The organism is Desulfovibrio sp. 1188_IL3213, assembly GCF_036763145.1.
Classification (GTDB): domain Bacteria; phylum Desulfobacterota; class Desulfovibrionia; order Desulfovibrionales; family Desulfovibrionaceae; genus Desulfovibrio.
In genome coordinates this window covers 1-11,858 of the sequence record NZ_JBAIYR010000040.1, presented here as the reverse complement: position 1 = coordinate 11,858, position 11,858 = coordinate 1, and the positions used below count along the sequence as shown (strand labels likewise).

The following is an 11,858-nucleotide window of genomic DNA, read 5'->3' as shown; positions in this document are numbered from 1 at the left end:
AGCCAGCAAGGCCAGACGCCAGTCCCACAGCGGGCAATGCCTGTCGGCGCAAGCGCGCACAGCCTTGCCGGAAGCTCCCTGGCATTCGAGGCAAAACTGGCGAATGGCCGTCAGCGGGCCGGTTTTGCCGGCTCCTCGTGCCGCGTGATCTGTGGCGCTCAAGCGGTTTCGACTCCACAGCATTTTTTATGCTTTTTACCGCTGCCGCATGGACAGGGGTCATTGCGCCCCACCTTGGGGTTTTGCCTGCGGTACGCTTCCGGCCTCAGGGCAACGCCGTCCACATAAAAGATTTTCTCGTCCTGGCGGGCAAAAAAACTGCGCTCGCCCAACTGACGTGGGATGCCCTCCATCTCATAATAGGCATGAAATTCCACCACATCAAAAAGTTCAGCGTTTTTTCCGGCGGGTACGTCGCTTTCAACCCGGCCCACGTCCAGACGCAGCCACTGCACGTCCTTGGCCTGTTCCGTGAGCTTTTCCACGGATATGCCCTCCCGGTAGTCCGGGTGGGTGCTGTCCACAAGCCATTGGTAACGGCCGAGCACGTAGGCCGAATAGCGCGAACGCATGAGAGTTTCGGCATCGCCGGGCCATATCGTGCCATCAATATAAGGACCGCAGCACTGATCGAGAGAAAGGCCGCTGCCGCAAGGGCATTGCTGTTGCATGAAATCCACCTTGTTTTTAAAGCCCTCAGGAGGCGTATAGCCCATAAATATTAACGCATGCCTGACCGGGCGGCAAGAGCGCACAAGGGCCTGTTCCGCCATTGACCCAACAAAGCGGCAAAAGTCTGATGGCCAAGGGACAGCCGGAATGCCGGAATGCCAGCATGCCTGTCGTATCATCGGGTAAACGAATCAGCGGCGCACAACCCTTGCCGTCTGACCGCACCGCCGACACATGGCCGCACCCATCGCATAGGACATGCGCGCGCACGGCGTGACACTGGCACGCCACTCGCCCTGCCGCCCCGTCCCAACCATCGCTCGGCACATTTAGAGCAGATTAACTTTGAGAATATACATTCTCAAAGTTTAAGGCACGCTCACTTCGGCGTTTAACCGCGCAGATAAACTGCGCTTACGCCTCCGTAGCGAACGTCTGCTCACGCAGCCGTCCGAGCAATTTCAAAGTGAAATTGCTCTAGCCGTTTGTCCCGTCACAGACAGAACATCAACCCGGCCCATTCACCGCCAGGCGCGGCCAACCCGGCCCTGTCACGCGCTTTCCCCTTCCCCGGAATACCCGCCAGTTGTGATATAAATCACTAAATCTCAACACGCTGAAATAGCTTAAATTTTGAATTATAAGCCCAAATAGCTCTTGAGCGCACGTCTGTAAGAAGGCGGTTGGCGTCGTCAGGCAGGTAAAGAAATACCGGCGCAACGCTGCTGTCCATCCCAAAAACCAAGTTAAATACTACAAAACGACTCTCTTCAAATAACCTTAAAATACATATGAATAGAAAACTTATAAATGCACTATGAATAAAATTGGGCACTCAAACATGAAAATATATCTGAAAGCTATCTTTTACAACTGTTGCATCATGAGTGTTGCATTGGCACAAGAAGCGCTTGTGACAAAAATACTATATTTAATTAGTCAACATTTATAATTAACAAGCAATGATATTTAGATATTTTTTGCCACAAAAAATTGAAACTATGTTGACGCAGTATTTTTAATATAATAATCTTTTTGTATGGATTAATTGAGTCAGAAATTACATAATTTAATTGCCCTTTACCAATGCCTCATGTACAGTGGGGCGTAACCGCGCGTGACGCAAGGGGGTTGTCATGTCGGCATTATCAGAACGTGAATACCTGGCTGAAGAAATCTGCGAACTGTATTCCAAGCTTGCCGGTGAAGCGTATGCGGACGACCTTGCCCGCGCCAAGGACCTGGCGCAGGCGGAAGCGCCCCATGACCACTGGCTGCAAACCAACAGGCTGGACTACGAATCGCGTCTGTTTCTTTATCTCGGCGCGGCCTACGCCATGCGGTGTATGAAAAACGAACCCTACAAATGTGCTGTTTTTATGCGCAACGCGGCTGAAGCCCTCAACAGGGCCAAAGCCTAGCTAAACGCGGAACCAGGGGAAATCCCGAAGCGCGTGCTCGGGATTTCCTTATATATTGTGCCCGGCGCTGGTTGTTTACCGGGGTAACATCACCAGGATTATGTCAGGAAGCAAGGATCCACCATGCGGGAAAAACACATCGGATTCAGAACCATTCTCACCAGCCTCTTGTTTTTGGCTCTCGGCATGGCACTGTCTTCAGGCGTGGCCTTCGGTGAGGAACGTATTCCCTTCACCTACCCGGCCTTCAGCGCCAAGAAGATGCCGCCGGTTTTCTTCACCCATGACCAGCACATCGCCTATCTGGAAGACAAGGGGCAAGACTGCACGGCCTGCCACCAGATGACGGACGAAGGGCTGTCAGAGACGTTTCTGAATGTAAGAAACGTCGCTCCCGGCAAGCAGATGGACTACCTGCATGCCACCTGTACCGAGTGTCATGTCAAGCTTGCCAAGGGCCCCCGCCTTGTAGACTGCCGGGTTTGCCACAGCGAGCGCATCGCATCTGAGTACGCCGCCAAAAAGTAGCCGGTGGCTCACTGCATAAGGAAGAAAGAACGTTAGGAGGCAGAATCAGATGCTTGACTTTATTACCGGACCGCTTTTTGTCATTTCACTTGTTATTTTTACAGTAGGCATGCTGGCCCGCGTGGTTCTTTACGTGCGCGGCCTGGACTGGCGCCTTGAGCGCATTGCCTACCGCTATCACACAGACCGCTCCATTCCCGGCGCGCTGGCGTCCATCTTTAAATGGCTCATCCCCGGCGGCACTGACGGCTGGCGCACACAGCCCGTCGCCACCACCCTGTTTTTCCTGCTGCACTTCGGCGCTGTGCTGGTGCCGCTTTTCCTGCTGGGACACACCGTGCTGCTTGAGCGCTACGTAGGCATAAGCCTGCCCTCGCTGCCCGGAACCCTGGCCGACATTCTTTCGGTGCTCAGCCTTGCGGCCATTCTGCTGCTGGCCGCGCGCCGCATGGCCTCTCCCGCGTTGCGGCAACTGAACAGCCGCGCGGACTGGTTCATTCTGCTTTTGACCTTTTTACCCTTCGCCACCGGGCTTATGGCCCGCCTGGACACCTCGGCCTACCAGAGCTGGATGGTTCTGCATGTGCTGAGCGGCGAGCTTTTCCTTATTCTGGCCCCCTTTACCAAGCTTTCGCACATCGTGCTCTTTTTCCTGTCGCGTGCCCAGATCGGCATGGACTTCGCCATCAAAAGAGGCGGAGCCACGCGCGGCGGCGCTTTCCCCTGGTAAGACGGGCAACAGTATTATTATTTTCGCCTGAAAGGAGCGAACCATGTCCGAACTGCTTTGCACCCCCACCCCCATCACTACCAAGGAAGGCATCCTCAATCTGCTGAAGGATAAGGGCGGGGCGCAATATTACAGCCAAATGAAGGAAATGAAGGTCGACCAGGCAGCCCTGGCCCGCGACCTGGAGCAGACCTGCAAATCGCGCACCCGCACGTGGCTCGACATCTGTGCCCACTGTGCCATGTGCGCCGACAGCTGCTTCTTTTACAGAACAAACAATAATGACCCCACCCAGATCCCCTCGTACAAGATACAGGCGACTCTGGGCGAGCTTTTGCGCCGCAAGGGCAAGGTCGACGCCGCGTTCATGATCAAATGCATGGATGCTGCCTGGGGCAAGTGCACCTGCTGCAACCGCTGCGCCGTTTACTGCCCGCACGGCATCGACACCGGCGTCATGTTCAGCTACCTGCGCGGCATTCTTTTCAAGCACGGCTTTATTCCGTGGGAAATGAAGATCGGCTCCGGCATGCACCGCGTTTACGGCGCACAGATGGACGTGAGCGAAGAAGACTGGCTCGAAACCTGTGAATGGATGGTGGAAGAGCAGCAGGAAGAATGGCCCGACCTCGAAATCCCCGTTGAAAAGGAACATGCTGATGTCATGTATGTTCTCAACGCCCGCGAGGTTAAGCACTACCCTGAAGATATCGCTCTGGCCGCCATCCTCTTCCACGTGACCGACACCAACTGGACCGTGCCGCGCGAAGGCTGGGAAAACACTTCGCTGACCATGTTCGCCGGTGACTGGGAAGGCTGCGCGCAGAACGTCAAGCGTATTTACGCCGCCGTTGAGCGCATCAAGCCCAAAGTGGTTGTGGGAACCGAATGCGGACACGCCCACCGCGCCACCGTCGTCGAAGGCCCTTACTGGGCCGGACGTGAGAGCGGTGATCCGCCGGTGCGCTTCATGCATTATGTGGAATGGGTGGCCGAAATGCTGCGCACCGGCAAAATCAAGATTGATCCGGCCAAAAAAATCAAGGTTCCCTGCACGCTTCAGGATTCGTGCAACTACGTGCGCAACCACGGCCTTGGCATGGCTACCCGCGAAATCATGAGCTATATCGCTGAAGATTTTCGCGAAATGAGCCCCAAAAGCGACCACAACTTCTGTTGCGGCGGGGGCGGCGGCCTGAACGGCATCGGCATTTACCGGCAGGAGCGCAACGTGGCTCTTACCAACAAGCTGGAGCAGATCAGGGCCACCGGCGCTGAAATGGTCATCACGCCCTGCCACAACTGCTGGGACGCCATACGCGACATGATGGAAGTCTACGAAGAACACAACATCAAGTGGTCCTTCCTCAAGCCGCTGCTGGTGGATATGCTGATAATTCCTCCGCACATCCGCCATATCGCGCCCGAATAAACTAGAGTGACAGAGCTGCGGTTTATTTGTCCTTTTGCAAATCGCGGCTCTGCCCAAGGGCGCATCATGAACGCCCGTTGGCCGGGCAAGGCATCCCACTTGCCCGGCCAACAATAAAAACCTTTTACAGCCTGGTCAGTTGCCACCGGCGACAGAAAGAAAGCAGTTCCGGCAGACGGGCCTTTTGCGGCGCTCCAACCTTCAGGCAGTGGCGGCTGAAACAGCGCCCAGCAGCGCCTCACAGGTGCAGGACTTGTTCAAAACGGGAATGCCCGTTCCGAAGCACACCGGTCTTGGTCCCACGTTGGTACAGACAATGGCCGGAATATGGCGTGTCTGCGAGTTCCTGCGCAAACGGCTGTACATGATGGTTCCCGAAGTGCCTTCCAGTTCCACATCAAAAATGATGCAGTCAGGCTTGCAATTGTGAACCATGTTCAAACTTTCATCGCAAGTACAGGCTACGCTCACCTGATAGTCAGATTGGCGTAGAAGTTGCGACATCCTGCTTAGACTTTCGGCATCGCTGTCTACCAAGAGAATATGCTTTTGCATTGGGGCCTCCGAGTTCGGATTCTGATCTTCTGTGAACAGGATATTCAGCCTTACGGCGCGTGCCATGCCGCTGCGAAAGCCCCGCGTTCTGGCGAACGGAGCAAAGGGTGACCGCATCAAGGGAGTTGCGCAGAGCCAGGGCGGCTTTGTCCCAAACATCCAGAGCGGCTTTTCCCGCCGGAGCTTCGCTGTTGACGCCGGGCAGGGTTATGCCCCCTTCCACCGCGCAGATGATGTCCGCCAGAGTTATGGCTTCGGGGTTGCGGGCAAGCATGTGGCCCCCGGCAATGCCCCGTACGCTTTTGATAATTCCCTCAGCCTGCAACAAGCGCATGATTTTTTGCACAAACTTTTCAGAAATGCCTGTACAGACCGCCAATTCAGAAGCAGAAGCAGGAATAGTCCGATCTTGTTCAGAAAGGCACAATAGCAGGTGCAGCGCATGACAAGACATGGTGGAAATACGCATATTTATTCCTTATTTTGCTGGAGGCGATAAAACTTACAATACTTGATACGTCTAATTTAGACTGCTTTACTCATGATTATTAGCTCAAGCCACTTTGGGCGTCAAGCGACTTTGGGACTTTGTGCTCAAACCTGTGAACGGCTAAAAACACTGCCCTCCTGACCGTGTGAATGATTTCGCAAGTATTGAGGCAAGATAAAAAAAAGAGATGCAAAAAGTCCCGTTGTGGTGTTATGCTGTGCTTTGTTCAAATTATGCTTCGGAAGCTCAAACTTCCAACACAGTGTGATACGGCCATTGGCCGATTTTATATTCCATTTTATTACTGCGCCGTGGGGGTTTCGCAATGAAGCTTTCAGCAAAAACACGATACGCTGCCCGTATATTGCTCTATCTGGCAAAGAACGGACTTGAGAAACCTGTTTCCTCAAGCGTGCTGGCAAGCCAGACAGGAATCAGCTCTCAATTCATTGAACAAATTTTACGTCAGTTGCGGCTGGCGGGCATTACGGGCAGTGTGCGCGGGGCCAAAGGCGGGCATGTACTGTTACGCAAACCCGAAGACCTCACCTTTGGCTGCATCGTAAACCTGATGGAAGGGGGCATTGAACTGAGCGGCTGCCTGGAGAAACCCGGCCATTGTTCACGCTTTGATGCCTGCGAAGTGCGCAAGGCGTGGGAAAGCCTGCAATCAACCCTCGATGGAGTGTTTGAATCCATCACGTTGCGCGACCTCATGCACGACGACCACATTTTGCTTTAACAATCAGCGCGTCCAGCGGCGGACGGCCCCGTGGCAGCCTTCTCTTTACAGGGGCAGGAACAAACGGTGCGGCGTCCGCCTTGGCTGGATTGTACCTTCTGCCCCGCCGCCACATTCAATCCTGCCTCCTGCTTCACCTTCGTCGCCTTCTACCTGTCGCTTCCCGCTTGCAACAAATGACGAAAATGCCTCTGCCCAACCATGCCCAACCTGTTTCCCCTGTTTGCTCCTTCGGCAGCCTGTAAAACACACTCTTCCTGCTGTTTACCCCTCCGCTTTTCTGCCTTGCACCGCCTCGCGTGGCTCCACTGGATAGTGGCTCGACAGACTGGCTTTTTGATTGTCTGTGCGGTTTGACTGGGTGTTTTTACCAGCGTTGGCTGCAGCCACAAGCCTTGGCCGGCCCAGCCTGACTGCCCCTGTTGTGGCTCCGTCTGCCCCCATCTGCCCTGCTTGCACTGACTCTGTGGCCTGACTCTGGCCTCGCTCCTCCCCGCTGACACTGCCCGCCATATCTGCCTCTTTTGTGGCACTGGCCGCTGCATCCAAACGCCCGGCAAACACCGCTTCATGCTGGCGCGAGCTATTTTCTTAAGAAACCTTTGGATTCCCCCCTAAAGAAAAACATGCTGCACATTGCCAATCAGGTCGGACATTCACGCAACATGCTTTTACTATTGCACATGTGAGTTGAATCTCCTGGTCCGCACTGTTCAGGAGAGCTTTTATTCCATATTTTTTTGCTCTGTTTTACTAAAAAACACCTACCAAACAAATATGTTTATGCAAATGCCGTTCAAAATGCGTACCGCAGCATTTTAGCCGGTGATTCTGCTTGCCGGAAAAATATTTTTTCTTGCCAAAAAAATATTTTTGGGCTTTAAATCTATCTGATTTTCTTAAATAAAATTAGATTAATCTTGATTAATTTTATCGTAATGAATCTATCTGACATCTTTGCATTTTTTTATATTTTAGGTATCAGGAGTGCCACCGGCCATCTTGACTTCACCCCTTAACGTGACCAATTCCTGACAAGGACGGTCCGCCACAGTCATTGGCCCGGTAATTTTTCAGGAGAGGTTGCAGGCAAGCAGACGCATGCCGGGCTGTTAGCGGCGCACCGGCCGGGCCGGGCCCGCCGAACCCATGTTTCAGCGGCATATTGACCCTACGGGAGAAAACGCATGACCATTTTGTTCTACATCTTGGGCTATTTGGCGGTAGCCGGCTTCTTTTGCATGGCATACTTGAAAATCCGGTCCTACATGGCGGCCAGTCCGTTGCATGTACGCTGGGAACTCTATCCGGTCCCCCATGAGGGCGCACAAAAGGCTGCTTATGGCGGCAGTTTTATGGAAGAAAAAGACTGGTGGACCAAGCCGCGCCATATTTCACACTGGGGCGACATCAAGGGCATTCTGACCGAAGTGCTCTTTTTGCACGCCACCTTTGAGCACAACCTGAAGCTGTGGGTGCGCACCTACCCCTTCCACGTGGGCATGTACATGCTCATGGGCGGAACCATCATTGTGCTCTGTGCCGTCATCGCCCAGATTTTTGGTCTGAACCCGCAGGGCGGCGTCATGATTTTCGTGGGCAACGTCATCAACGCCGTTGTGCTGGTCGGCGCGCTGTGCATCGTCATCGGCGGCATCGGCCTTATTGAGCGTCGCCGCAATGATGAAGGCCTGCGCCGCTACAGCACGCCCGAACACTACTTCAACCTGGGCGTGTTTGTGGTCTTCGGCGTGCTGGGTCTGGCCGCCTGGGCTGTTGCTCCTTCGTATTTCGAACTGGCCCGCACCTTCATCTATAACCTGCTTACCTTCAATTTTGCTCCGCAGACCAGCACGCTCTTCAGCCTGCACCTGCTGCTCGGCTTCTTCCTGCTCATCTGGATCCCCATGACCAACATGGGCCACCTGATCATGAAGTACTTCATGTACCACGACATCCGCTGGGGCGACGAGCCTACCAACTACAGCGAAAAGAACAAACAGAAGATCCTTGAGGCCCTCAAGTTCAATGTGACCTGGTCGGCCAAGCATATCTCCGGTGATGGAACCCCCAGGACCTGGGTGGATGTTGCCACCACCAACCCCACAGAAAAGAAAGAAGACTAGGGAGTTCAGACATGAAAGACAACCTTCGCTTGACTGACGTTTCCACCGTCGACGGGCAGATGGTCAGCATTGACCTGAAAGAGATCCCCGAACTGGCTGTGGATATGCATACCATGCCCTGGAAGCCCTTTACTGAAGAGCAGAAAGAAAACACCGCCTGTATTCTTGACGAAGTTTGCGTGCTGAACATTCCCAAGCCCAAAAACCGTGAAGAAGAGGAAGAACTGGTCAACAAGTTCCTCGACGGTGTGCGCAAGCTGTTCAGCAAGGAAAACAACTGGACCTTCCTGCCCATGCTTGAAACCAGCATGGACAACTGCGTGCAGTGCAACTCCTGTTCCGATGCCTGCCATCTTTATGAGATGTCGGGCGAAAACGAAATGTACCGGCCCAACTTCCGCTCCGAAATCTTCCGCCGCATCTACAAGCAGTATGTGAAGAAAGAACCCCTGGCAAAATGGCGCTACGGCGACATGAACCTGAACTGGAAAACCGTGGCCCGCCTGGGCGAACTGGCCTACCGCTGCAACCTTTGCCGCCGCTGCGCCCAGACCTGCCCCATCGGTGTGGACAACGGCCTGATGGCCCGCGAAATCCGCAAGGTCTTCAGCCAGGAACTGGGCATCTACCCCCGCGAACTGCACGAACGCGGCACCATGAACCACATGAAGGCCGGCTCTTCCACGGGCATGACCCCCGAAGTGGTGAAAGAAAACGTGGAGTTCATCGACGAGGACTACACGGAAATCACCGGCGTGGGCATCCATACGCCCTTTGACGTGCAGGGCGCGGACATCATGCTGCTGCACAATGCCGGCGAAATCATGGCCTGGCCTGAAAACATCGCCTCCTTCTCGCTTATCTTTCAGGAAGCCGGCCTGTCGTGGACGCTTTCCAGCAAGGCCCTTGCCTATGACGGCGTGAACTACGGCGTGTTCTACGACGATGCCCAGACAGCCCGCATCGCCCTGCAGCACATGATGGCCGCCAAGGAACTGGGCGTCAAAAAAATCGTCATCGGCGAATGCGGCCATGCCCACAAGGCGCTCACCGTCATCGCTGATCGCGTGATCCCCTTTGAATACCAGGTTCCGCGCGAAAGCTGCTATGTCACCCTGCGCGACATCGTCATGAGCGGCCGCCTCAAGCTCGACCCCTCGCGCAACGACTTTCCCGTGACCCTGCACGACCCCTGCAACGTGGTGCGTCTTATGGGCATCGTGGAACCGCAGCGCGAAATTCTGCGTAAAATCGCGCCCCAGTTCCGCGAAATGCCCTGCCACGGCGTGGACAACTACTGTTGCGGCGGCGGTTCCGGCTTTGCCATCATGACCCGCAACAACATCGAACAATGGCGCGGTAACATCTCCGGCCGCAAAAAGATGTGGCAGATCAGCGAAGCCTTCAAGGATTGCCTTGGCCCCGAAACCCGCAAGTACATCTGCGCCCCCTGCTCCAACTGCAAGGGCCAGATCCGCGAAATCCTTGAGCACAACGACCTGTACACCAAGAACAACTTCGCCTACGGCGGCCTGGTGGAACTTATCGTTAACGCCATGACCAACGTGAACCCCGGCTTCATTGAATTTGAAGGCGCGGGAGAAGAAGAATAGCATTGCCCGTTCGCCGTGGGCCAAGGCCCACGGCGAACGGAATAATGCTGATGTAAAAAGGCTCGGGCTTCCGCATGAGCAGCACCGTCCCCACGACAGCGCTGCGCTTCTACGCGGGCAAGCGCCCGGGGCAGCGCCGTAAAACTTTGCCGGGATCTTCTCCACTAGAGCATTTTGCTTTTGAAACACTCCCTGTTTCAACGCATCATTCTGGCGAAAAACGTGGTTTTCGCCAGAATCCACGCCACTTGGTGGCGGCTGCCGCCTTCGCGTCAGCAGAGCAATTTCAAAGTGAAATTGCTCTAAAGTTTCCAACGCGCCCACCGACAATTGGCTCTTGCCGCCGGACCGCTGAAAGTCTGTTATGAAGAGAGGTTCTTTTGAACAAAAGAACCTCTCTTTTAGAGCAGATTAACTTTGAAAATGTATATTTTCAAAGTTTAAAACACGCTCGCTTCGGCGTTTAACCGCGCAAATAAATTGCGCTTACGCCTTCGCGGCGGGCGCCTGCTCGCGCAGTCGCCAGAGCAATTTCAAAGTGAAACTGCTCTAGTGCGCCCGCCTGCCAGCCACCACGCGGCAACGAAAGCACAGGGAAAATACGAAATGCTATATATCTGCCGCTTTTCTCGCACTGCCGCACGCGCCACCCCAGGCGATACCATTAATCCAACATAATTCATCCAATTTTTTCACTTGCTTTTGCGAGTACGGCCCTATAGTCTTATTAGTAGGTTTTATGATAAAGCGGGCTTGGCATAGCCCTTTTCTGCCCGGTGCGGCTTTGCACCCCTCCCCCTCCTCACGGCTCACTTCCAACCTAAGAAAGCGTTGAGGTAACTATGGCACGTCTTGAAACAACCGCCGAGGTTCTGCGCAACAAAGGCGTCAGCCGCCGGGACTTCATGAAGTTCTGCGCGCTCACGGCCGTTGCAATGGGGCTTGGCCCCGGAGCGGACCTGGCTATCGCCCAGGCCCTTTCCACAAAACCCCGCCTTCCGGTGCTCTGGATCAACGGCCTTTCCTGTTCCTGCTGCACTGAGTCCTTCCTGCGCACGGCCCATCCCCTGGCGGCCGACATCATCCTTTCAATGATTGCCCTGGATTATCAGGACACCATTATGGCGGCGGCCGGCGAACAGGCCAACGCCTGTTATGAGCAGGCCATTGAAAGATACAAGGGCCAGTACATTCTGGCGGTGGAAGGTAACGTTCCCCTGAATGAACAGGGCATGTACTGCATTGACGGCGGCAAGCCCTTTTATGAAAAACTCAAGCGCGGCGTGGAGCATGCCAAGGCCGTGGTCGCCTGGGGAACCTGCGCCTCCTGGGGCTGTGTGCAGGCCGCTTCACCCAATCCCACGGCGGCCACCCCGCTGCACAAGCTTTTCCCCAACAAGCCGCAGATCAAGGTTCCCGGCTGTCCGGCCATTCCCGAGGTCATGAGCTCCATCCTGACCTACATCATCACCTATGACCGCCTGCCGAGCCTTGACGCGCAGGGGCGGCCCGAAATGTTCTACGGCGTGCGCGTGCACTACGCGTGCTA

Annotated in this window: 12 protein-coding genes; 9 read left to right on the top strand and 3 right to left on the bottom strand. The window is 54.7% G+C overall.

What is annotated here, in order from left to right:
- Positions 1 to 158 precede the first annotated feature (158 nt).
- Positions 159 to 671 (bottom strand): YchJ family protein, encoded by a 513-nt coding sequence (locus V6C16_RS03805; RefSeq protein ID WP_333535585.1) that lies wholly within the window; start codon positions 669 to 671, stop codon positions 159 to 161.
- 1,137 nt (positions 672 to 1,808) lie between these two features.
- On the opposite strand from V6C16_RS03805, the gene V6C16_RS03800 reads away from it, so the two are divergent.
- The 4 genes from V6C16_RS03800 to hmcF all read left to right on the top strand — a co-directional run bounded on the left by V6C16_RS03800 (position 1,809) and on the right by hmcF (position 4,783).
- Positions 1,809 to 2,093, top strand: a complete 285-nt coding sequence (locus V6C16_RS03800; RefSeq protein WP_333535584.1) for a hypothetical protein — start codon at positions 1,809 to 1,811, stop codon at positions 2,091 to 2,093.
- Positions 2,094 to 2,216: 123 nt separating this feature from the next.
- Positions 2,217 to 2,621: a cytochrome c3 family protein gene (locus tag V6C16_RS03795; RefSeq protein WP_333535583.1), complete on the top strand. Its 405-nt coding sequence runs from the start codon at positions 2,217 to 2,219 to the stop codon at positions 2,619 to 2,621.
- Between the two features lie 49 nt (positions 2,622 to 2,670).
- Positions 2,671 to 3,351, top strand: a complete 681-nt coding sequence (gene hmcE, locus V6C16_RS03790) for a sulfate respiration complex protein HmcE (RefSeq protein WP_333535582.1) — start codon at positions 2,671 to 2,673, stop codon at positions 3,349 to 3,351.
- Between the two features lie 43 nt (positions 3,352 to 3,394).
- Positions 3,395 to 4,783 carry a sulfate respiration complex iron-sulfur protein HmcF gene (gene hmcF, locus V6C16_RS03785; protein WP_333535581.1) on the top strand — a complete coding sequence of 463 codons (1,389 nt, stop codon included), beginning with the start codon at positions 3,395 to 3,397 and terminating at the stop codon, positions 4,781 to 4,783.
- Positions 4,784 to 4,984: 201 nt separating this feature from the next.
- Here hmcF and V6C16_RS03780 read toward each other — a convergent pair whose 3' ends face one another.
- Both V6C16_RS03780 and V6C16_RS03775 read right to left on the bottom strand, forming a co-directional pair.
- Positions 4,985 to 5,287: a response regulator gene (locus tag V6C16_RS03780; RefSeq protein WP_333535580.1), complete on the bottom strand. Its 303-nt coding sequence runs from the start codon at positions 5,285 to 5,287 to the stop codon at positions 4,985 to 4,987.
- Entirely contained in the window at positions 5,262 to 5,807 is a 546-nt protein-coding gene (locus tag V6C16_RS03775; RefSeq protein WP_333535579.1) for an RrF2 family transcriptional regulator, read from the bottom strand. Before V6C16_RS03775 ends, V6C16_RS03780 begins: the two co-directional genes overlap by 26 nt.
- 346 nt (positions 5,808 to 6,153) lie before the next feature.
- On the opposite strand from V6C16_RS03775, the gene V6C16_RS03770 reads away from it, so the two are divergent.
- The 5 genes from V6C16_RS03770 to V6C16_RS03750 form a co-directional block, all read left to right on the top strand.
- The gene (locus tag V6C16_RS03770; protein ID WP_333535578.1) at positions 6,154 to 6,570 is read left to right on the top strand and encodes an RrF2 family transcriptional regulator; all 417 of its coding nucleotides are present in this window, start codon (positions 6,154 to 6,156) and stop codon (positions 6,568 to 6,570) included.
- Between the two features lie 1,187 nt (positions 6,571 to 7,757).
- Entirely contained in the window at positions 7,758 to 8,696 is a 939-nt protein-coding gene (locus V6C16_RS03765) for a respiratory nitrate reductase subunit gamma (RefSeq protein ID WP_333535577.1), read from the top strand.
- A gap of 11 nt (positions 8,697 to 8,707) precedes the next feature.
- Positions 8,708 to 10,309, top strand: coding sequence for a (Fe-S)-binding protein (locus V6C16_RS03760; protein ID WP_333535576.1), 1,602 nt, complete (start codon positions 8,708 to 8,710; stop codon positions 10,307 to 10,309).
- Between the two features lie 74 nt (positions 10,310 to 10,383).
- A complete protein-coding gene (locus V6C16_RS03755; RefSeq protein ID WP_333535575.1) occupies positions 10,384 to 10,677 on the top strand; it encodes a hypothetical protein in 294 nt (97 codons plus the stop codon).
- Positions 10,678 to 11,151: 474 nt separating this feature from the next.
- The coding region (locus tag V6C16_RS03750; protein ID WP_333542782.1) for a hydrogenase small subunit at positions 11,152 to 11,858 on the top strand (707 nt) is incomplete at its 3' end.

Coding starts and splice junctions, on each gene's coding strand:
- hmcF (WP_333535581.1), top strand. CDS start 3,395: ATGTCCGAACTGCTTTGCACCCCCACCCCCATCACTACCAAGGAAGGC.
- V6C16_RS03770 (WP_333535578.1), top strand. CDS start 6,154: ATGAAGCTTTCAGCAAAAACACGATACGCTGCCCGTATATTGCTCTAT.
- V6C16_RS03780 (WP_333535580.1), bottom strand. CDS start 5,287: ATGTCGCAACTTCTACGCCAATCTGACTATCAGGTGAGCGTAGCCTGT.
- V6C16_RS03800 (WP_333535584.1), top strand. CDS start 1,809: ATGTCGGCATTATCAGAACGTGAATACCTGGCTGAAGAAATCTGCGAA.
- V6C16_RS03760 (WP_333535576.1), top strand. CDS start 8,708: ATGAAAGACAACCTTCGCTTGACTGACGTTTCCACCGTCGACGGGCAG.
- V6C16_RS03795 (WP_333535583.1), top strand. CDS start 2,217: ATGCGGGAAAAACACATCGGATTCAGAACCATTCTCACCAGCCTCTTG.
- V6C16_RS03765 (WP_333535577.1), top strand. CDS start 7,758: ATGACCATTTTGTTCTACATCTTGGGCTATTTGGCGGTAGCCGGCTTC.
- hmcE (WP_333535582.1), top strand. CDS start 2,671: ATGCTTGACTTTATTACCGGACCGCTTTTTGTCATTTCACTTGTTATT.
- V6C16_RS03775 (WP_333535579.1), bottom strand. CDS start 5,807: ATGCGTATTTCCACCATGTCTTGTCATGCGCTGCACCTGCTATTGTGC.
- V6C16_RS03755 (WP_333535575.1), top strand. CDS start 10,384: ATGAGCAGCACCGTCCCCACGACAGCGCTGCGCTTCTACGCGGGCAAG.
- V6C16_RS03805 (WP_333535585.1), bottom strand. CDS start 671: ATGCAACAGCAATGCCCTTGCGGCAGCGGCCTTTCTCTCGATCAGTGC.